This window comes from Pseudarthrobacter scleromae, assembly GCF_014644515.1.
GTDB classification, from domain to species: Bacteria; Actinomycetota; Actinomycetes; order Actinomycetales; family Micrococcaceae; genus Arthrobacter; species Arthrobacter scleromae.
Genome location: NZ_BMKV01000002.1, coordinates 662658 through 682666, shown reverse-complemented (window position 1 = coordinate 682666; position 20009 = coordinate 662658). Strand labels below are relative to the sequence as shown.

The 20009-nt window shown below is 67.4% G+C and carries 23 protein-coding genes; 9 read left to right on the top strand and 14 right to left on the bottom strand.

Annotated elements, in window-relative coordinates; translation table 11 throughout:
* Nucleotides 1-48: 48 nt before the first annotated feature.
* The 7 genes from rfaE2 to IEX33_RS07990 all read right to left on the bottom strand — a co-directional run bounded on the left by rfaE2 (nt 49) and on the right by IEX33_RS07990 (nt 7263).
* Entirely contained in the window at nt 49-1521 is a 1473-nt protein-coding gene (rfaE2, locus tag IEX33_RS08020) for a D-glycero-beta-D-manno-heptose 1-phosphate adenylyltransferase (RefSeq protein ID WP_188729147.1), read from the bottom strand.
* Nucleotides 1518-2225, bottom strand: coding sequence for a D-sedoheptulose-7-phosphate isomerase (locus IEX33_RS08015; RefSeq protein WP_188729145.1), 708 nt, complete (start codon nt 2223-2225; stop codon nt 1518-1520). Before IEX33_RS08015 ends, rfaE2 begins: the two co-directional genes overlap by 4 nt.
* Complete coding sequence (locus tag IEX33_RS08010) at nt 2222-3475, bottom strand: glycosyltransferase (protein WP_188729142.1); 1254 nt, start codon at nt 3473-3475, stop codon at nt 2222-2224. Before IEX33_RS08010 ends, IEX33_RS08015 begins: the two co-directional genes overlap by 4 nt.
* Nucleotides 3472-4515 carry a glycosyltransferase gene (locus IEX33_RS08005; protein ID WP_188729140.1) on the bottom strand — a complete coding sequence of 348 codons (1044 nt, stop codon included), beginning with the start codon at nt 4513-4515 and terminating at the stop codon, nt 3472-3474. The genes IEX33_RS08010 and IEX33_RS08005 overlap by 4 nt, the downstream gene beginning before the upstream one ends.
* Nucleotides 4512-5567, bottom strand: coding sequence for a glycosyltransferase family 9 protein (locus tag IEX33_RS08000; protein ID WP_188729253.1), 1056 nt, complete (start codon nt 5565-5567; stop codon nt 4512-4514). The genes IEX33_RS08005 and IEX33_RS08000 overlap by 4 nt, the downstream gene beginning before the upstream one ends.
* Before the next feature lie 32 nt (nt 5568-5599).
* Nucleotides 5600-6136, bottom strand: coding sequence for a D-glycero-alpha-D-manno-heptose-1,7-bisphosphate 7-phosphatase (locus IEX33_RS07995; protein ID WP_188729138.1), 537 nt, complete (start codon nt 6134-6136; stop codon nt 5600-5602).
* 266 nt (nt 6137-6402) lie between these two features.
* The gene (locus IEX33_RS07990) at nt 6403-7263 is read right to left on the bottom strand and encodes a sigma-70 family RNA polymerase sigma factor (RefSeq protein WP_188729136.1); all 861 of its coding nucleotides are present in this window, start codon (nt 7261-7263) and stop codon (nt 6403-6405) included.
* Between the two features lie 147 nt (nt 7264-7410).
* Between IEX33_RS07990 and IEX33_RS07985 the strand changes: the two genes are divergently transcribed.
* On the top strand, nt 7411-8466 hold the full coding sequence (locus IEX33_RS07985; RefSeq protein WP_188729134.1) for an NAD-dependent epimerase/dehydratase family protein: 1056 nt from the start codon (nt 7411-7413) through the stop codon (nt 8464-8466).
* Here the strand turns inward: IEX33_RS07985 and IEX33_RS07980 are convergent.
* Nucleotides 8463-9083 (bottom strand): hypothetical protein, encoded by a 621-nt coding sequence (locus tag IEX33_RS07980; protein WP_188729132.1) that lies wholly within the window; start codon nt 9081-9083, stop codon nt 8463-8465. The genes IEX33_RS07985 and IEX33_RS07980 overlap by 4 nt on opposite strands.
* Before the next feature lie 187 nt (nt 9084-9270).
* Between IEX33_RS07980 and IEX33_RS07975 the strand changes: the two genes are divergently transcribed.
* From IEX33_RS07975 to IEX33_RS07950, 6 genes are all read left to right on the top strand, one after another.
* Nucleotides 9271-10236 (top strand): hypothetical protein, encoded by a 966-nt coding sequence (locus tag IEX33_RS07975; RefSeq protein ID WP_188729130.1) that lies wholly within the window; start codon nt 9271-9273, stop codon nt 10234-10236.
* Nucleotides 10236-10667, top strand: a complete 432-nt coding sequence (locus IEX33_RS07970; protein WP_188728498.1) for a phage holin family protein — start codon at nt 10236-10238, stop codon at nt 10665-10667. Before IEX33_RS07975 ends, IEX33_RS07970 begins: the two co-directional genes overlap by 1 nt.
* Nucleotides 10664-11326, top strand: coding sequence for a DUF3618 domain-containing protein (locus tag IEX33_RS07965; protein ID WP_188729128.1), 663 nt, complete (start codon nt 10664-10666; stop codon nt 11324-11326). The genes IEX33_RS07970 and IEX33_RS07965 overlap by 4 nt, the downstream gene beginning before the upstream one ends.
* Nucleotides 11327-11441: 115 nt before the next feature.
* Nucleotides 11442-12659 (top strand): YhjD/YihY/BrkB family envelope integrity protein, encoded by a 1218-nt coding sequence (locus tag IEX33_RS07960; protein WP_188729126.1) that lies wholly within the window; start codon nt 11442-11444, stop codon nt 12657-12659.
* Between the two features lie 394 nt (nt 12660-13053).
* Nucleotides 13054-13311, top strand: a complete 258-nt coding sequence (locus IEX33_RS07955; protein WP_188729123.1) for a hypothetical protein — start codon at nt 13054-13056, stop codon at nt 13309-13311.
* 131 nt (nt 13312-13442) lie between these two features.
* Nucleotides 13443-13619, top strand: coding sequence for a CsbD family protein (locus IEX33_RS07950; RefSeq protein ID WP_174182211.1), 177 nt, complete (start codon nt 13443-13445; stop codon nt 13617-13619).
* A gap of 85 nt (nt 13620-13704) precedes the next feature.
* Here the strand turns inward: IEX33_RS07950 and IEX33_RS07945 are convergent, their stop codons facing one another.
* The 6 genes from IEX33_RS07945 to IEX33_RS07920 form a co-directional block, all read right to left on the bottom strand.
* Entirely contained in the window at nt 13705-14448 is a 744-nt protein-coding gene (locus IEX33_RS07945) for a glycosyltransferase (protein ID WP_229675285.1), read from the bottom strand.
* The gene (locus IEX33_RS07940; RefSeq protein WP_188729122.1) at nt 14445-15851 is read right to left on the bottom strand and encodes a bifunctional PIG-L family deacetylase/class I SAM-dependent methyltransferase; all 1407 of its coding nucleotides are present in this window, start codon (nt 15849-15851) and stop codon (nt 14445-14447) included. Before IEX33_RS07940 ends, IEX33_RS07945 begins: the two co-directional genes overlap by 4 nt.
* Entirely contained in the window at nt 15845-17002 is a 1158-nt protein-coding gene (locus IEX33_RS07935; protein WP_229675284.1) for an acyl-CoA dehydrogenase family protein, read from the bottom strand. Before IEX33_RS07935 ends, IEX33_RS07940 begins: the two co-directional genes overlap by 7 nt.
* A gap of 14 nt (nt 17003-17016) precedes the next feature.
* The gene (locus tag IEX33_RS07930; protein ID WP_188729118.1) at nt 17017-17496 is read right to left on the bottom strand and encodes a Dps family protein; all 480 of its coding nucleotides are present in this window, start codon (nt 17494-17496) and stop codon (nt 17017-17019) included.
* A gap of 105 nt (nt 17497-17601) precedes the next feature.
* Nucleotides 17602-18279, bottom strand: a complete 678-nt coding sequence (locus tag IEX33_RS07925) for an O-methyltransferase (protein ID WP_188729116.1) — start codon at nt 18277-18279, stop codon at nt 17602-17604.
* 121 nt (nt 18280-18400) lie between these two features.
* Nucleotides 18401-18724, bottom strand: coding sequence for a thiamine-binding protein (locus IEX33_RS07920; RefSeq protein ID WP_174182222.1), 324 nt, complete (start codon nt 18722-18724; stop codon nt 18401-18403).
* 120 nt (nt 18725-18844) lie between these two features.
* Here IEX33_RS07920 and IEX33_RS07915 point away from each other — a divergent pair, with 120 nt between their 5' ends.
* Nucleotides 18845-19480: a TetR/AcrR family transcriptional regulator gene (locus IEX33_RS07915; RefSeq protein WP_188729114.1), complete on the top strand. Its 636-nt coding sequence runs from the start codon at nt 18845-18847 to the stop codon at nt 19478-19480.
* Nucleotides 19481-19691: 211 nt separating this feature from the next.
* Nucleotides 19692-19916 (top strand): hypothetical protein, encoded by a 225-nt coding sequence (locus tag IEX33_RS07910; RefSeq protein WP_188729113.1) that lies wholly within the window; start codon nt 19692-19694, stop codon nt 19914-19916.
* The last annotated feature ends 93 nt before the right edge of the window (nt 19917-20009 follow it).

Here is a 20009-nt window from a genome sequence, read left to right as displayed (position 1 = left end):
GGTGTTCCTTTCAATGGGGAATACGAAAAACATGGGGCGGAGCGGCGGTCAGCCCACCTTGGCGAGGGCGTCGGCGAGGCCCGTGGTGGAACGGGCAGGGTGGAACGGCACGGTCAGGCAGCGGCCGCCCCACTGCTCCACGAGGTCGGCCTCCGGCAGGCGGGCGCCCTTGTAGTCCCCGCCTTTGACCCAGATGTCCGGGCGGAGGCGCTCCAGGACGGCGACCGGTGTGTCGTCGTCGAAGACCATTACCGCGTCCACGCATTCCAAGGCCAGCAGAAGCTCGGCCCTGTCCTGCTGGCCGATGATGGGACGGTCCGGCCCCTTGAGCCGGCGGACGGATTCGTCGGAATTGAGGCAGACGATCAGGCAGTCGCCCAGTTCGCGGGCTGCGGCGAGGGACCGGACGTGGCCGGCGTGCAGCAGGTCGAAGCAGCCGCCGGTGGCCACCACTGTCCCGCCGGCCTCCCGCACCGTGCGGGCCAGCAGCAGTGGTTCGCGGGTGTGGCGCCTCGGCGCTGCCTGGTTGTGGGGCGCGGAGTGGTTCCGGGGATCCTGGGCGGGCGCAATGGAGGACGCGTGGTCCGGGAGTGCGGACACTCCCCCGTTGGCAAGGAAATCTGCCGCGTCATGGACTGCCAGCCCCGCAGCCTCACCGAGGTCGCGGCCGGCCAGGAGGTGGACCGCCAGGCTGGCTGCAAGCCGGTCTCCGGCCCCGCAGGGATCACCCGCTTCCACCCGGGGCGCCGGCACCGCTTGGGGGGAGCCGCTGCCCTTCCGCAGCAGGACCGCTCCCTGTTCGCCCTTGGTCACCAGGACGGCGCGGCTCTGCCACTGTTCCAGCAGGATCCGGCCGGCCTGGACTGCGGGATCCTGCGGCGCTGGATCCTGTGGCCCTAAGTCCTGTGGCCCTGGATCCTGTGTCACCGGGTCCTGGGAGCCGGCATAAGCCTGCGCGGCCTTGCCCGCCTCGGCGGCGTTCGGCGTCACCACGGCCACTCCCGGGACGGGGTCCGGCCCGGAAGGATGCGGGTCCCAGATGATGGGCACCCTGCCGGCCAGCCGGGCCAGGAGGTCCCTGAGCTGCGGATTTGCCGCCAGCCCCCTGCCGTAGTCGGCCACGATGATCACGCCTGCCTGCTCGACCGCGCGGAGCATGGCGGGGCTGGCATCCGGAATGGGAGCCTTGCCGCAGCCCTCGTCAAAGCGCACCACCGGGTGCGATCCCGCCCTGACCCGGGTCTTGACCGGCGAGGCGTGGCCGCTGGGGCCGGACACAAGCCGCACCCCGGCGAGGTGCGCTTCAAGCTGGCGCCCGGCGTCGTCGTCGCCCAGGACAGTCACCAGGGTGACGGGCCAGCCGTCCTCCGCGAGCATCCGCGCCACCAGGCCGGCGCCGCCGGCGCGGCGCTTCACCCCGGAGACGTCCACCACCGGAACGGGCGCGTCGGGGCTGAGCCGGGTGGCCTCCCCGGACAGGTCCACGTCCAGCATCACGTCGCCCACCACCACGATCCTCATGACCGGCCCCGTCCCTGGAGCCCGGCGTCGGGAGTGCTGCGCCGCCCCACTTCCAGGTCGAAGACACGGCACATGGCGTGCAGGGCGATCAGGTGCCCTTCCTGCGCATTGGCGTTAAGGGCGTCAATCATCACTGCCTCGTCACACGCGTCGGATAAGGGGTTGGGGCCGGCCCCCGTGAGCGCCCAGGTGGTGATGTTGAGCCGGGACGCGACCTCCGCGGCCCGCAGCAGGTTGGGGCTCTTGCCGCTGGTGGACAGCAGCATCAGCACGTCGCCGGAGCGGCCGTGGGCACGCACCTGGCGCGCGAAGACGTCGTCGTACCCATAGTCGTTGGCGATCGCCGTGACGGCCGAGGACTCGGCATGCAGGGAGATCGCGGAGAACGGGACACGCTCGCCGTCGAACCTGCCCACCAGCTCGGCAGTCAGGTGCTGCGCCTCCGCGGCTGAACCGCCGTTGCCTGCGGCCAGGAGGCGCTGCCCGCGCAGCAGTCGGTGCGCCAGGTCCACTCCCCATGCGGCAAGGCGGCCGGACTGGCGCCGCAACGAATCCAGCGCCGGCAGGACGTTGTCCAGATGGGCCTGGACGATGTCCGCGGTGGCCGGGTCCACAAAGCCGGAACCGGGCAGGACGGCCGGCAAAGCCGGAGGGGCGGCCAGGGTCCTCAGGCCCGCGTCACGCAGGGACCAGTCCGGAGTCACAGCGCCGCTCCTTCCATCGGGGAAACACCGGCAGGAGCTCCTGCCACCGCCAGCTGGTAGGCCTTTTCGGTTTCGGCGGCCACCCGGTCCCAGGAATACCGGGTGCGGGCGCGGACCTTTCCCGCGTTGCCCAGCTCCGTCCGCAGCGACGGATTGCGGAGCAGCATGGCCAGGGCGGAAGCGATGGCTTCCGGATCGCGGGGCGGCACGTGCAGCCCCGTTCCATGGTCCACCACGGTGTCACGGAGACCGCCGACGGCGGCAGCCACCACGGGGACGCCGCAGGCCATGGCTTCCAGCGGAACGATGCCGAAGGGCTCGTACCAGGGGGCGCAGACCACGGCGTCCGCGCTGCGGAAAATCCCGGGCATCTCGCCGCGGGACACCTGGCCCTGCAGCCGCACCTGGTCCGCCACACCGAGTTCGGCGGCAAGGCCCAGCAGGCGGCGCACCTCCGGATCCGCGTCAAGCACCCCCGAATCCCCGCCGCCGCCCACGATCAGGAGCTCAACGTCGTCGAACCCCGACTCGCGCAGGTAGGGAAGCGACCGGATCACCAGGTCAACTCCCTTGCGCGGCACCAGGCGGCCCACGGAGAGGATCCGGTGGCTTGTAGTCCGTGCAGCCGTGGGACCGTCGGCGGAAAAGAAGTCCAGGTCCACGCCGCAGGGGGCGATGGAGATCTTGCCGGTGTGGATGCCCATGGCTTTGAGCTCGAACACCTCGTCCGAGCAGGTGGCGATGATCCGGTCCGCGGACCGGCCCACGCCGGGTTCGAGCCAGCGGCGTTCCTGCGGGCTGGTGTCCCCGGCGCCCTGGTGCCGGCGCTTGACCGTTCCCAGCGCGTGGAAGGTCTGGATGACGGGGATCCGGTATCCGGAACCAGTGCGCCTGGCGGCGTCCAGGGCAGCCAGGCCCGACATCCAGAAGTGGCCGTGCACCACATCCGGGGGCCGCTGGGTCCAGTCCCTGGCCACACCGTCAGCGAGTTCACCCATGAAGGGCAGCAGCCCGTCCTTCGGAACGTGGCGTGCCGGTCCGGCCTCCACGTGGACCACTTCCAGGCGGTGCCCCACCCGGACCCGGGCGGGAAGCTCCGTTGCGTCCCTGCGGGTGTAGACGGTGACGTGGTGGCCGCGCCTGGCCAGCGCTTCGGACAGTGCCGCGACGTGCACGTTCTGCCCGCCGGCGTCCACTCCGCCCAAAGCCGCCAAAGGGCTGGCATGTTCTGAAATCATCGAGATTCTCATGGCGTCTTCCTCTCTCGAGCCGGAACAAGGATCCGCTCGTCCGGGCCGTTATTGCCGGCGGACAGCGGGCGCCGGGGATGGCCGGCCAGGTCCCCCAGGAGCTCGTCCCAGCGTTGCTGGAACCTGGCCAGGCCATAGCGTTCGAGTGCCGCCTCGCGCGCGGCGACGCCACGTCGTCGCGCTTCCTCCGGATTGGACACCAGCCGCCGCGCACACCGGAGCAACTCGTCGATGTCGGCGGACACGGCGCCCGCTTCCGGCGGCACCGCCCGCGGTGCTTCGGTGGTTGCCAGGGCAACCACGGGCATTCCCAGGTGCATGGCTTCCAGGAGGGACAGCCCCAGAGAGGTCCAGCGCATCGGGTGCACGTAGATCCGGCATCGTGCCAGTTCGCGGTGCAGCTCCAGCGTCTTCAGGTCGCCCCGGGAGGTCAGCCGGGACGCGTCGATCCCGGTGGCGGCGGCGAGGCCGTCGGTCTTCATACCGAAGACCTGCAGGGGTGCCACTGAGGCGAAGGCGGGCAGCAGGTCCGTCCCCGTCACGCGGCCGCGCCGGATGGGTTCATTGACCACCACGCCGAGCTCTGCCAGCTCGCCCGTGTAGAGCTGCCCGGGGTCCGGTATTCCGTGCTCGATCACCGTTGACACCGCAGACCCGTTGTCCCAGGCGAGCCGGTTGAAGTGCGTTACGTGGACCAGCGGGATGCCGCGCTGGTCCGCGAGCGGGTGCCTTGTGAAGGGGAAGTCGCCCTTGGGGGTGTTGTGCTCCACGTACACTGCCGGCAGGTCCGCGCCGGGCCCGCGGCCCAGGACCCGCGCAACTTCGTCGATCTCCTCCGGGCGTTGCAGGACGACGGCGTCCACGGCTTCGGCGTCCAGCGACGCCAGCTCCACCTCCCGCACTGATTTGGGCCAGTCCCTGTCGGCACGGCCAAGCCCCCACGGCCCACCGCCGGGCAGGACAGGGAGAAGATACTCGTGACGGCCGCGCACAAAGGCGTCCGTCCAGGAACCGTGGACATGCCAGAGCAGGATTCTCATCTGTTGCGGGCCTTTCTCCGGGTACGGACGTGGGTACTGAAAGAGCTCACTCCACCCATCAGCCGTTCCACTGCTGCCACCACTTCCTCGGGCGACACGGAGTCCAGGCAGGGATGTCCCGGAACCGGGCAGACGCGGGCGCGGGTCATCCGGCAGGCAGCGTTCTGGTCCCCCAGGAGTTCCAGCGGAACCCCGTACGGTGCCCAGCGGATGGCCGGCACCACCGGGGAGAAAAGGCAGGCAACGGGAGTGCCGACGGCGGCCGCGAGGTGTGCGGGACCGGTGTTGCCGGTGATGACTGCCCCGGCTCCCGCCATGACGCCCGCCAGCGAGGTGAGGTCCGTCCGGCCGCCCAGGTCCAGCGCCGAGGGACCCGCCACTGTGGCGGTCAAGGACGTTTCGCCGGGACCTCCGGTGACCACTACGCGGTGCCCCGCGCCCTGGAGGAGTTCGACGGCGGCCGCGTGGTGCAGCGGCGGCCAGGCCCTTGCGGGGACGGCCGCGCCGGGATGGACCACCACGTATGGGCCGTGCCCCACAAGGTCCGCGACATCGGGCACGGAGGCGAGGCGGAGCTTGCCGTCGTCGCCCGCCGGGAGCCTGAACCCTGCCGCCTCCGCGATGCCCAGGGCGCGTTCGGCCTCAGGCTGGTCTTCGGAAAAGTCCTCCCCCGGCTTCAGCCGGACATCAAGGAGGGACCCGGCGTAATCGGTGGACGCCCCGGTAATGCGCTCAACACCCGCCAGCCGCAGCAGCAGCGCCAGCGGAAGGGGCGACTGGTGGAAGGACGTGAGGATGACGGCTTCGGTGATCCTGGAGTTCCGGACATAGTCGATGAGCCTGTCCGCGTGCGGGCCGGTCATTGCCGGTGCCGGGTTCATGATCCACGGGCTGTCCCAGCTGTACACCTCCGCGGCCCCCGGCAGCATGGCTGCGGCAGCTTCCCCCTGCCTGCCGCAGAGCATCACAACGTGGTTGGGCCTGCTGCCGTCCGGAATCCGGCCGTTGGCCACGGCCCTGACTGCAGGACCGGCCAGCAGGACATCGCCCATGCTGTCCAGGCGCGCCACCAGGACGCGGCCCGTCACCGCCCCTCCTGCAGCAGGCGCACGGCGCCGGCCAGGTCCTGCGCCACCAGCGGCGCTTCAGCCACTTCCGCGGCAAGAGTTACGGGGGTGGGGACCAGGACGCCCGTGGCACCGGCTGCTTCCGCAGCCCTGACGTCAGCGCCGATGTCGCCGATCAGGGCAGCCCCGGACTCCGGTATGCCGAGCTTCCGGCACGCGCTGTGGACCATGCCCGGCGCCGGTTTGCGGCACAGGCAACCGTCCTGTTCAGCGTGGGGACACACTTCCCATACGTCGAAGGGGCCAAGCAGTTCCTCCACCCTGGCATTCACCCGGGCGACGTCGTCGGCGGAGATCATGCCCCGGGCGATGCCGGACTGGTTGCTGACCACCCCGGTGGCTATGCCTGCGGAACGCAAGGCGTCAAGCACGTCTTTGGCGCCGGGCATCGGCCGGACAAGGTCCGGATTCCCGTTGTACGGCACATCGACCACCAGGGTTCCGTCCCGGTCGAACAGGACAGCCCTGAGCCTGGATGTTTCGGTGCTTACCATGTCCTCCCTGTTCCCCTCTGCCGATGTCCCTAAACAGGGCCGCACGGTTTTCTCAACTGTCGTTTGTTATTCGTCCCTGGGCGCTGAACAGGCAAGATAGGGCCGTGGTGCCTGTGCTTGGTACGGGGGTCTTCCTGCGGTTTTCCCAGCGGGGTGCGGTATGCCGGATTTCGGTTGGACGGTGTCCGGGATCTGGATGCCGTGGCGCAGGAATCCTGTGCTGCGGATCCCGAGCCCTGCGGATGCCGTCCAAACGAGCCGGGCGGCTAGCCCGTCCGGGTCCGGGAAGTCTTTCCGTGCGAAGTGTTTCCGCGTGCTTCGTCCCCTGGTAGCGGGAGCGCACTGCCTTCCAGCCTGCGCTGGAGGGCCACCAGCACCCGGGCAAGCCGGCGCGAGACCTGCATCTGGGACATGCCCAGCCGCTTTCCCAGCTGCACCTGGGTTTCCTCGCAGAAGTAGCGGCGGTACAGGAGTTCCCTGTCCGCGGGATCCAGGTCCTGGATGGCATCACGCAGGCACGCAAGCTCCTCCAGGCGCTCCAGCGGCGTCTCGGGGCAGGCCAGCACCTCGCCGATGGACGGCGCGTCGGAGTACGGGTTGACGGCGTCCAGCGAGTCCGGGTGCATGCTGCTCGAGGCCGAGATGGCTTCCTGCACGGCGGCGGCATCTTCGTCCAGCGCCCCTGCCAGTTCGGCCACGCTGGGATTCCTTCCCAGCGACTGGGTGAGCTCCGGCTCGGCCCGGAACATCCGGGTGCGCAGGTCCTGGATGTGCCGTGGCGGGCGGACCACCCACGTGCGGTCACGCAGGTACCGCTTTAGCTCACCCGTGATGGTGGGGGCTGCATAGGCGGGAAAGCTGTCTCCCTTGGACTGGTCAAAACCGCGGGCAGCCTTCACGAGCCCAAGGTAGGCCACCTGGTTCAGGTCCGCGCGCTCGCGTCCGCGGGCCTCAAACCGGGCGGCCAGCGCTTCAGCCAGGTCCAGGTAGCGGAGGACTAAGTCGTTTTCGAAGGTCTGGTGCAGCCGCCCCGCTCTGATGCCGGACGGGCTTGTTTCCGCGAGTTCTGGCTGGTGCTGGTGGACGGGCATCGTATCCACGGCAAGTGCGGGAAAGTATTCGGGCATTGTCGTTGGTTCCCTCGGGTAGGGGTCCGAAAGCCTGCGGCAAGACTTAGAAGTAGGAAATCATAAGGTTGCTTATAAAACAATGGTTCCCGGATATAGGCTCGGTATGTCAGCCGTACCGAGAGGCCACGCCGAGGAGTCCTTGCCATGCACATCGCCATCACGGGTGCCAGCGGAAACGCCGGAACAGCACTCCTCCGCAGGCTGCAGTCCCAGTTGTCTGAAAAGCCGGGAAGCCTGAAACTGACGGGCATCAGCAGGCGCCGCCCAGACACCGGCCGGGAACCCTTCTCCGGCGTTGAATGGCACACCCTGGACATCGGCCTGGATGGTGACCGCGCCCAGCTTGATGCCGCCCTGGAAGGTGTGGATTCCGTTGTCCACCTGGCCTGGCAGATCCAGCCCAACCGGGATTTGGAGAAGCTGTACCGCACCAATGTGACGGGCACCAGGAACGTGCTCGCGGCAGCGTCCAGGGCCGGGGTGAAACAGGTGGTGTGCGCCTCTTCCGTTGGTGCCTACAGCAAGGCGCCCAAAGATCAGCGACGCGACGAATCCTGGCCGGTCAACGGCATGGCGGGCTCGCACTACAGCCGGCACAAGGCGGAGCAGGAAGCAGCCCTGGACGCGTTCATGGCAGCGGAGCCGGGCATCTCGGTGGCAAGGCTCCGGCCAGGGCTGATTTTCCAGTCCGATGCCGGAAGTGAAATCGGCAGGTATTTTCTCGGCCGGCTCCTGCCGCGTCTCCTGCCGGGGAAACTTCGGATTCCGCTGCTGCCCGCCCCGGACAACCTGGTCTTCCAGGCGGTGCACGCTGATGACGTGGCGGATGCCTACTGGCGTGTGATCGACCAGCGCGCATCCGGGGCCTTCAACATTGCGGCGGAGCCGGTACTGACGCCGCAGGAGCTCGCCCGCATTGTAGGCGCCCGCAGGATCCTCCCCATTCCCATGGGACTGCTTCACAAGATCGTCGGCCTGACGTGGCGGCTGCGGCTCCAACCCACAGACTCCGGATGGGTGGAGATGGCTGCCGGCGCCCCCATCATGGACACGGGCCGGGCCCGCCGGATTCTTTGCTGGGAGCCAACGATACCGGCCACCGATGCGGTCAGGGCCGTGCTCCGGGGCATGGGAACGGGGGAAGGAGTAACTCCCTCCCCCGTGCTCAAGCCAAGGAAACCGGTACCGCCCGTGGACTAGATACCCGAGGGGGGTTCCTCCCGGTCACGGCGGCTGCTCCGGTCACGGTTAGGACCCTGGCCGGGGCGGTCATTCTGCACCCCGTCGTCCCGGACGCCGTCATGGGCCACCTCGTCCCGGACGCCGTCACGGGGCTCGGCCCCGCGGACGCCCCGGTCATCAGCGCCGCGGGCCGCGTCAGTGGTGCCATCCCCCACGCCCTCGTGGCCGGCTCGCTCGCGGTTGCTGCGGTCCCGGCGGTCCGGGTTCACATCACCGCGGCGGTCGCCGTGGACATCGGGGTCGAGCTCGTCCGCTTTCCGCGCCCGTTCATTCACATCGTCGCGGAGTGCCTTGGCCTCCATTGCCTGCTGGTCAGCCTGCTGGCGCAGCCTGGCTGCGTCCACCTGGGCCTGCTCTGCATCCGCTTTGGCACGCGTCGCTTTCGCTTCACGCTCCCGGGCGTCAAGTTCCTTCGCCTCGGCCTCGCGGCGGATTTCCGCAGCCTTCTCCCGGTGTTCGTCGTCACGCTTTTGCTGGATCGCCTTCCGGCGCCTTCCGCTGGCCAGCAACAGCAGCACTATCAGCACCACCACAACTACGGCAACGACTACCCAAACCCATGGAGCTGTTTCCACACTACCCACCACTTTCCACTTGACGTGACCGGACCGGCCTGCGCCCTTCCGGCTGACTCTGTTGGATCCGTTTAGAACTCGCTTAGCAAGGGTACTTACCTTTTATTAGTAATCATGCTTATTATTTTACGGCCAGTACTGCTGGTTCTTGATCAACAACCGGCCTTCTTGGAAAGAGAGAGCGAAGATGACAGAGAACCAATGGCCCGAGGATCCCGCTACCACGGCTCCACCGGCCTCTACAGGAATTCCGGGTGAGCGGTCCGCCGCCACTTTCCCGTCAGCCGCCACTCCCCAGTACGGTGCAGGCCAGGCCGGCGACAGCACGGGGACCTCCCGCAAGGATGCGGCCAAGGAAGAAGCGGCTGACGTCGCCCGCACGGCGAAGGGCTCGGCCCAGAACGTTGCCCAGACCGCCAAGGAAGAAGCCGCGCACGTTGCGTCCGAGGCGAAGCACAGCGCGCAGGATCTTCTGCACCAGGCGAAGTCGGGCCTGACAAGCCAGGCTGGGACCCAGCAGCAGAAGGCCGCAGAAGGCATGCGCAATATCTCCAGCCAGCTGCACAGCATGGCCACCGCTCCGAACCAGCAGGGCATGGCCAGCGACCTGGTCCGGCAGGCTGCGGAGCGCACCTCTTCCATGGCGTCCTGGCTGGAGAACAAGCAGCCGGGCGACATTCTCGGCGAGGTCCAGCGGTTCGCCCGCAACAACCCCGGAACTTTCCTGCTGCTTGCAGCGGGTGCGGGCGTCCTGGCCGGCCGGCTCACCCGCGGCCTGACAGCCGGGGCACCGGAGTCTTCGCCCACCAGCGGCACCACTGGCACGGCGGGGCTCTACTCCGGCACGCCGTACGGTGACCGGTACACCGAGTCCTATGTGCCCGCGGGCGGCACCGTACCGCCCCCTCCGGTGCAACTTCCCGGCCCGGCCACCACAACGGCAGGATACGACGGCGGCGCGCCAGGCAGCAGCTACTCCGACCCCACGCGACCCGCCAGTCCCTTGGACAGCCCGCAGCTGGTCGAAGAACCGTGGTCCGGCAACCGGATTGCCGATGATCCGCTGGGCGACCGCGACCTTGCCGACGATCCCATGGCAGGCGATCCCCTCACCCGGGACCGTTCCAGGGATGGCCAGTCTGGCGGGCTGTGATGAGTAGCTCGATTCCGGAGCCTGCTCCGAGTGCGGCGCACCAGAAGGCGGATAACGCCTCGCTGGGTGAGCTGCTCGGGGACGTGACCCGTGACCTGTCCACGCTGATGCGCCAGGAAGTCGAGCTGGCCAAGGCCGAACTGAAGCAGTCAGCCACGAAGGCCGGCAAGGGCTCGGGCATGCTCGCCGGGGCAGGGGTGGCAGGACACTTCGTCCTGGTCTTCCTGTCCCTGGGCCTGATGTTCGCCCTGGGCGCCCTGATGCCGCTGGGCTGGGCCGCCCTGATCGTCGCCGTGGTCTGGGGCATCATCGCCGCGGTCCTGGCCTCGATCGGCCGCAAGGAACTCAAACAGGTCAAAGGCCTGCCCCAGACCGGGGAAACCCTGTCCGAAATACCCCCAACCCTAAAACCAGGTGAGGTAAACCGATGAGCGATAACCCGGACGCAATCCGTTCAGACATAGAAGCCACCCGCGCACGCCTGGGCACCAACGTTGACGCCGTGGCCGATAAGGTCACCCCGTCCAACATCGTGAACCGCCAAACCGACAAGGTAAAAGACGCCGTGAGCGGGGTCAAGGAGAAAATCATGGGCGCAGCAGACCACACCACCACCCGTGTCCAGGACACCATGCACACCGGCGCCGGGCACACCGGCAACGCCCTGCACTCCACCGGGGACACCCTGCACGGGGCCAAAGACACCGCCGCAGCCAAACTCGGCGACGCCGGAACCGCGATCTCCAACGCACCGGACCATGTCAAAGCCAAAACCCAGGGCAACCCCCTGGCCGCAGGCCTGATCGCGTTCGGCGCCGGCATGCTGATCTCCTCACTGATCCCGGCCAGCCAAAAGGAACGCGAGGCCGCGGACCAGCTCAAAACCGCCGCCCAGCCCCTGGCCACCCAGGTCACCGACGCCGCCAAGGACATGGTCCAGGACCTCAAGGAACCCGCCCAGGAAGCCATGGAAAACGTCAAGGCCACCGCCACCGACGCCGCCCAAAACGTCAAAGCCGAAGGCCAACACGCCGCCACCGACGTCAGAGACCGCACCACCGACGCCGCAGGCAACGTCAAAAACACCTAAGCGGCATCCAGTACACCGCGGCACACGCAAGGCACCCAGCACTACCTGACAGGCCGGCCCCGCCAACCGCGGAGCTGGCCTGTCCGTTTTTCGCCCCTTATCGAGAGGACACCCCATGGCCACTCATGACGCATCCGAGAGCAGCACCGCCAAAGCAGGCCAGGCCCCGGCACCCGATGATTCCCGGAAGCCGGAGAGTCCGAAAGACCTCGTCAAGCCGAACTGGAAATACATCGCCAAGAAGACCTTTCGGGAATTCAGCAAGGACCAGTGCCCTGACCAGGCCGCAGCCCTGACCTACTTCGCGGTGCTGTCACTGTTCCCGGCCATCCTGGCACTCATCTCAGTGATCGGGCTATTCGGCGACCCCCAGAAAACCACCAGTGCCCTCCTGCAGATCGTGAGCGGTTTTGCCCCTGCCGAGACGGTCAACACCGTCAGCGGAACTGTCGAAGAATTGGCCAGCGCACCGGCCGCAGGACTGACCCTTGTCCTTGGCCTTGCCACGGCCCTATGGTCCGCCTCAGGGTATGTCGGCGCGTTCGGCCGTGCCATGAACCGGGTCTACGAGGTGGATGAGGGCAGGCCCTTTGTCAAGCTGCGCGGAACCATGCTGGTGGTCACCCTCCTTGCCGTCGTCATCGTGGCTATCCTGGCCGGCATGCTGGTCCTGAGCGGCCCGGTAGCAGAAGCGGTGGGCGGCCTGATCGGCCTCAGCGGCGTCTTCCTTGCTATCTGGGACATCGCCAAATGGCCTGTGATGGTGGGACTGATCATTGTGATCATCGCCGTCCTCTACTACGCCACCCCCAACGTCAAGCAGCCCAAATTCAAGTGGATGAGCCTGGGCTCCGGCATCGCGCTCTTCATTTTCCTGCTTGCATCGCTGGGTTTCGGTTTCTACGTAGGCAACTTCGGCAACTACAACAAGACCTACGGCGCCCTGGGCGGCGTGATCGTGATGCTGCTGTGGCTCTGGATCCTCAACATGTCGCTGCTCTTCGGTGCAGAGTTCGACGCCGAGATGGAGCGCGGCCGGCAGCTCCAGGCAGGCATCAAGGCAGAGGAAACCATCCAGCTGCCGCCAAGGGACACGAAGAAGAGCGAAAAGCTGCAGAAGCAGGAGGAAGAGGACATCCGGCACGGGCGGGAAATCCGTGAGAAGTACAGCGCGGAGAACGGCCGGGATGAGTCCCCGGACGAAGGCCGGGACCAGGACGGGGGCCGGGACTCCGACGAGCCCCGGGAACCGCACCGGGACCGGGTCCGGGACAAGGTGCGCGACCGCGCCCTTGGCGGGAACGAAGACCGGGGCGGCAACGACGCCCGGTAGGGCATTCCGCGGGGACTAGGCAGGACCTTCAAGATGGGAGAAAATTGTCTTGAAGGTCCTGTTTAGTTTTCCCGGGTCTTAACAAGGGACCCGGGAGCAGGCGGGGCCGGCGGTGAGATGGCCTCTTCTGAGACCGAGGCCAGTCCCCCCAGTCGCCGTCGGCCCCCTCGATCCGTTCGGTCCAGCTGCACCCACGGGCCCAATCAACCGCTGTAGCGTCCCCGCCGGCAGGGTTTCCCGCCGGCTGGCATTGCCTGTCCAGGCTGGGAAGCCTAACTGGACAAAGCGAGCCGCCCTGCCATACCTTCATGATTACTCTGTTGAGCCCCTCCGGGGCTGGCAGGGCCGCTGAAGCAGATACGGCGGCATCAAGGTCGAGCCCGAATGAGCGAACATGCCTGCTACACATTTTGAAGATTTTCTTGCCGAAGCAGTCGTCGCGGACAGGGAGCCGGGGCTGGGCCTCGGACGCGATGAGCTATACGGCCTCTACACCAGCTGGTGCCTCCTCCACAAAGCCCAGCTTCAGCCGCCGGAAGCACTGTGGGTGGCGCTGGAAGAACACGGTATCAACCCGGACAATAACAACCTGTCCATGACCGGCCCTGCCGCCGCGGATTACATCGTCGCAAGCGCCCCCGACCTCGTCTGACACACCGGTTTTTCCCTCCGGCCACAGCTCCTCTGCTGCAGCCAGCCATCTGTTGAAGCAACCCTTGGCTGGCTAGCATGGGAGCATGACCTGCGTATCGCCGCAGGTCACCAGCCGAAGGGAGAAATGCCATGGGTTTGGACGACAAGATCGACAACGCCGCCGAGAAGATGGCCGGCAGGGCCAAAGAAGCCGCCGGCAAGGCAACTGATGACGAAAGCCTCCGGGCCGAAGGCCAAATGGACCAGGCCAAGGCTGACCTGAAGCAGGCCGGCGAGAAGGTCAAGGACGCTTTCCGGAAAGACTAGTCCTGCCGAAAGGGGCTGCTGCGCAACCGCAGCAGCCCCTTTCCCGTTAAGTCATCGCGCATACCACGCCGCCGTGGGACTGCCCTTATGCTTCCGGCGCCAATGCGATCTCCATGCCGAGCGTGCGCAAATAGGCCCCAAAGCCCTTCGGCGCGCGGGCCTGCGTGCGGCCGGACGTCCGCACGCGGATTGTATCCGTGGCCCTGACATCGAACCCGTGTTCCCGCAGCCGCCCTGCCAGCACCCTGTCCTCATGCGAGAGGTGCCGCGGGAACCCGCCCGCCACAAGGTACGCCGAACCGCGGACGCCGAGGTTTGCCCCGAAAACATGCGGGTGGTCTTCCCCGAAGGAGTGCATCGACTGCCAGCGGCTGAGCAGTTCGGGTGCCATCCCTGCAGGGTCCACCTCAACAGACCCGAGCACTGCATCGGCTCCCGCCGCAGCCAATTCAAGCTGCCCAACGAGCCAGTTGTCCGGAACCACCGAGTCGGCGTCGGTGTTCGCCAGCCACAACCCGGCCTCGGCGCCAGGGCCTGCATCTGCCCCAGCACCCAGGGCCTGCCAGTTTCCCGCCCGCCTGCTCCTTCCCACGCTTCGAAAGGCGACCTCAAGGACAGAGAAGCAGGCGTTCCGGGCGGTGTACGCGGAGGCGATGGCCGCAGAACCGTCCGTGCAGGAGTCAAGGACCACGAGAACCCTGACATCGATTCCCGGCTGGACCTGCCGGAGCGTCGATGCCGCGGCCTCCACGCCGGCGAGGGCGCGGCCCAGGTGTTCCTCCTCATTGTGGACCGGAATCACCACGGCCACCCTGTCAACGGGAGTCAAGGCGCAGGCACCGCCGCCATGGGCGCAATCAGGGTCTCAAGCAGGAAGTCCCGCTCCCGGTACAGGCCGGCGGTGGGCCATTTCAACCCGTCACGGACGCGGGTGTGGACTGCTTCGCCATCCAGCTCCCAGCCGGAAATGGGGTGGCGCCAGTGGCACAGCAGCAGGGTGCCGCCCGGGAGGATCGAGTCCCTGGTTTTTTCAACCAGGTCATCGAGCTCACCGGCGGCGAGGTAGTACCCCACCTCGGACACCACCACCAGGTCGTAGCTCCCGGCAGGCCACTCGGCGGGCAGCGTCAGCTGCATGGCGGTGACGCCCGGGAATGGGGCCAGGCGTTGCGCTGCCTGCGCCAACGCTGCACCACTGGCATCCACGGCCAGCAGGCTGGTGCACCGCGGGGCAAGATCGGCCGTCAGCGTGCCAATGGAACAACCGATCTCCAGCGCCGCGGAATAGTGTTCGGAAGGCAGCGCCGCGAGCGTCAGGGCACGCTTCCGCCGTTCGTACCAGCTGGTGGTGTACTTCCAGGGGTCCGGCTCCCGGCTGTGGATGCCGTCAAAGATGCCCTGTGCTTCCCTGCTGGTGCGCGGCATGGTTCCGGGGCCACCTGGTTTTCCGGGAATGAACTCCTGCGGAGCAGTCCATGCGAAGGTTTCAAAGGGGCGGGAGAAGTGCCGCAGGAAGGACTCGCTCAGGAGGACCTCGTCACCGGGATGCGGAGAAAGCGGCCTGGTCTGGCTGGCATGCTCCTGCATGGCCCGCTCCTTGACGGACTGCTCTCCAGGCTCCAGCGGCATCCTCACCCACGATTGCCATTCGGGGTGCGCGGGGGTGGCCCAGTGCCAGTACCAGATGGGGTATTCCAGCAGTGCGTAACCATTGTCGGCGGCAACGGCAGCGGCTACAGTGCCGAGGGCATCGTGGTCCGTATGCCCGTCGGCGCGGTATGGCGCAAGAATAGCTACCCGGCCGGCAGGACCGGCCAGCGCTGCGGCGGCTTCGCTGACCGAACGGGTTATGCCGGCAGTGCGCTCCGCCAGGCCGCTGTCCGGCAGGCCGAGGTACCGCCAGCGGTCTTTCAGCCCCATGCGGTCCAGGGCCGCGGCGAACTCCGCCAGGCGCCTGGCAGTCAGTTCTTCCCGGGAGACTGTTTCCGACCCGGGATGCGAGGCCTCCCCCGCAGTGCACAACAACACCCGCACCTCGGCACCGAGGGCGTGCAGCCGCGCCATTAGGCCGCCCGCTCCGAGCGTCTCGTCGTCCGGGTGGGCGGCAAGGACCAGGAACCGCATGGCGGCAAGCTCCTCCGGACCGAGCGGGAGCTCAGGAATGACCGGAAGGCCCCCGGCGGACCAGGCCGACTCGTCAGTCCCCTCGTCCGTGTGCAGGAAGGTCACCAAGGCGCGTCACCTTTCAGGGTCAGGGAGCCCAGTTGGGCGTCGTCACGCATGCCGTGGTGCTGGCGGACGTACAGTGCAAGGTCAGCCATCCGCTTGGCATACGTCCGGTCGAAGGCCAGCGGTCCCGGACCCCGGTTGCTGCCCACTACAGTCAAAACGCGTTCGACGGCGGCGGCGCAGGTTCCGCGCACACGCAGCGCATCGCTCCACGGCGTAATCCGCCCGGCGTTCCGCTGTAGAGAAGACCCCTGGTCAGCGGGCACCTGTTCAGCGGACACCTGTCCCCGCTGGTCGATGCCTTCCGCGGTTCCTGCAAGGTATTGCAGGGCGGAGGTCAGGGTGCGGTCCAGCTCCCCCAGCGAGGCCAGCGCAACCTGGTCCGGCTCCCGGCCGGAAAGACGTCCGGCCCGGAGGGAATCCCGGTAGTCCCGGGCGATGCCTACGGCTCCCCCGAGCCAGCACGCGGCCACCCCCATGCCGCCCCAGGCGAAGCCAGGCCGGCTGAAATACCAATTGTTTCCCTGCAACGGCTGAGCGGGGACCCGGTCGAACCGAACGGTCCCGCTGGGGATTTCCTGCAGCCCCCTGGCCACCCACTCCGGTTCCTCGCAGGTCACGCCGGCGTGGCGCAGGTCAACTGCGAAAGCTGCACGGCCGCCGTCATCCGTGTGGGCAGTGACCACCGCGTGGTCAAGCACCTGGGCGAGGGAACACCACGGCTTGGCGCCGCTCAACAGCACCCCGGAACCGTTGCTTTCGGCAGCGAGCCGCATTCCTGGTCCTTCCGCGGCAAAAACACCCCAGGCGCCGCTGGCACGGGAGGGATCATGCCCTGCCTGGGCCAGGATCGCCAAGGCATCCAGGTGCGGTTCGAAAACCCGGGCAGCGGCAACGTCGAGGGCGGCAACGGTGGCCAGGCGCTCCCAGAGAAGCCCGGTGTTCCCTTCACCGGGCCGCGGCCACTCCTTTCCGGCTTCCTGCGCCAGGCCGAGCAAAGCCGGCACGTTGCCGGCGCTGGCGGAGACGGCCTGGAACAAAGGATCCAGGCCGTCCGGGCCTTCCCCGCCGGCGGAGAGCCGGACCGCTGCATTGGTGCCGGGCACCGCGTCCCCGGCGGATGGTGCGCTGTGTTCTTTGGAGAGTTCCTGCATCGTGATGGCGGCGCCTACGTGCCGGCCGGCTCGGTAACGGAGGCCGTGGGTGCCATGGTTTCGGCATTGACCATCCAGGCCAGCTGTTCCAGCCGCTCGATGGCGGCGTGGAGCAGGTCGGCGCTGGTGGGGTCTTCCTCATCCACCTCATCGTGGACATCCCGCATGGTCTGGACTGTCCGCTCCAGCCGGGCGGTGATGAGTTTGACGGTCTGCTTCGTGGAGGTCAGGCCTTCGGGAAACCCGTCCAGCCGGGTGCCGGCGGACACGGTGCCGCTGCGGCCGTCCGGAAGGGCGTGGAGCGCGCGCATCCTCTCCGCGGCCTGGTCCGCGAAGAGCCGGGCGGCAGCGATGATCTCGTCGAGCTGCAGGTGCAGGTCGCGGAAGTTTGTGCCCACGAGGTTCCAGTGCGCCTGCTTTCCCTGCAGGTGCAGCTCAATGAGGTCCGTAAGCACCGTCTGAAGATTGCCGGCAAGGGTGGGTGACGCTTTCATCAGTTTCCTCCACTGCTGCTGTTGGTCCGGCTGATCGCCAGCCGGACTTTGATTCTAAGCACACTTAGCAGTTTGACGGGCAGGAAGATTCCCCCGGCACGGGTGCTACCGGATGCGTGCAAGCGCAAAGCCGTCCCAGCCTTTGGAGCCAACGGTCTGGATGACGGTGGCGTCCAGCCGCGGGTGCTCGCCCAGGAGCCTGAGTGCCTCAATGATTCCCGGCGCGTTGACCGGGTCCATTCCGGGGTCCAGGATTGCACCCTCCCAAACGGCGTTGTCCAGGACCACTGTGGCCCCCGGCCTTCCCAGCCGTACGGCCCAGTCCAGGTAGCGGCTGTTGTTCTCCTTGTCCGCGTCAATAAAGATGAAGTCGAAGGGCTCCCGGCCTTCCTCCTCAAGTGCCGCCAGGGTCTCCAGCGCGGGCCCCAGCCGGATCTCCACCTTTTCGCCCAGGCCGGCGGCATCAATGTTGGCCCACGCGACTTCCGCGTGTTTGGGCAGGAATTCGCAGGTGACCAGGGTCCCGTCAGAAGGGAGGCCCCGGCCCATCCAAATGGTGCTGAAGCCGGCGAGCGTGCCAATTTCGAGCACGCGCCGGGCCCTGGACAGCTGGACCAGAAGCTTGAGGAGCTTGCCTGCGTTGGGAGCCACTTCGATGGCCGGCATCCCTGCCTCGGCGGCGGAACTGATGGCCTGCTGCAGCGCAGGATCCGGATGGACCACGACTTCTGACAGGAACTCTTCCGCCGCAATCCACTCCGGACGGGGATGGTGCTCAAACATTGCCACAGTTTGGCACGGGGTGGCGTTGGAATCCAGAGAAGTTGGGTGCCGGCCGAAGGCGGGTGCCGGCGGACAACCTGGGGCCGGCGAAAGGCCGACGGCGGGCCGGAGGCTGCGCGGGTCAGGAACCGTCTGCGAGCGCTTCTTCCAGGCGGTCCACTTTTGCGGTCAGTTCCCCTGTGTAACCCGGCCGGATATCAGCCTTGATCACCAGGGAGACGCGGCTGCCGTACCGTCCCACTGCCTCCGTTGCCCGCTTGACGACGTCGAAGACCTCGTCCCATTCACCTTCGATGGTGGTGAACATCGAGTCCGTTGTGTTGGGCAGGCCCGACTCCCGGACGATTTTGACGGCGGCGGCAACGGCGTCGTGCACTGACGCGTCAGTGGGCCGGGAACCTTCGCTGGGGGCGCCGGACGGGGCGACAGAAAACGCAAGCAACATGAGGCCAGTGTGCCACGCCTTGCGAGCGGCGACAGGGCAGGATGGCGCCCGCGAGCGTCATATAACCCCCTACCGCGCAGTAACGGTGTTCGCTGAAAGCTCCGTTGCTAACCTTTTCGCATGAGCCTCGCAGTCGCCCGTAAGCCCCTCCGTGCCGACGCAGCGCGGAATGTGGACAAGATCATCACGGCGGCCCGGCAATGCTTCCGCGAATTTGGGCCTGAGGTACCGCTGCAGACCATCGCGGCGACCGCAGGGGTTGGCCCGGCCACCCTCTTCCGCAATTTTGCGGACAAGGAAGAGCTGGTACTGGCCGCCCTTAACCGGCAGCTCCGCCTCACCGTGGATCCCGTGGTGGACGGCGCCCTGGCGGACATCGACGGGGCCGCCGGATTGTTGCGGGTCCTGGAAGCACTCATGGACGCGGCCAGCGCTGACGCCAACCTGCTGGGAGCCGTCGCGGGGCGGCGCGAACTCCTGACCGGCATTACCGGCTCACTCATGGAATCCATCAGCGTGCTGCTGGTGCGCGGGCAGGGGCAGGGAAGCCTGCGGGCGGACATTTCCATGACGGACATGTTCCGGTTGCTCGCCATGCTCATCGGAGTGGTGGACACCATGGAGCCCGGTTCCGACGCCTGGCGCCGTCCGCTGGCCCTGGTTGAGGACGCCATCCGGACCACGCGGCCCACCCGCCCCCTGCCGGCCCACGTGCCCGTCCCGTCCACACCCGGAACCGGCCCCCACCTGGGCTAAGGCATGCAGTAGAACCGCGCCGCACGGGGCGCAGCCACGGCTCCGGACTGCCGCGGCCGTCCGCCGGGCCTGGTGCGCGGACAGCACCATTGTGGGCGTCCTGCAGGTGCAATACACTTCAGGAGGGGTTACGCAGCCAGCCTCCCAACTTTGGGATGGAGTGACCCATGAAGCAATTCCGGAAATTCCGGCGCATTCTGGCAGCGGCACAATGAACAGTTCAAAACTGAACCGCTACCTTAACGATCCCCGCGGCCCCGAAGAAGTCCTTCCCTCGCTGACCGCGGAAGAACTCGCAAACCTCCTGGACGCCCTGTACCAGAACCTGGATACTCCCGAACCCGAATTCGGGGCGGAGGCGTGGTACGAGATGGCCGTCGAAGAAAGCTGCCGGCGGGCCGGTTCGCCCGATGGCGCAGCCCACGGCGTAGCCTAGCCAGCAGGCTGCACCTCCCGCAGAAGCTGGCAACCTCCCCCGGCGGCCCAACCTTTTCCTACGGCTGTTTCTTTCCTGAGGCCCGCGGCTGCC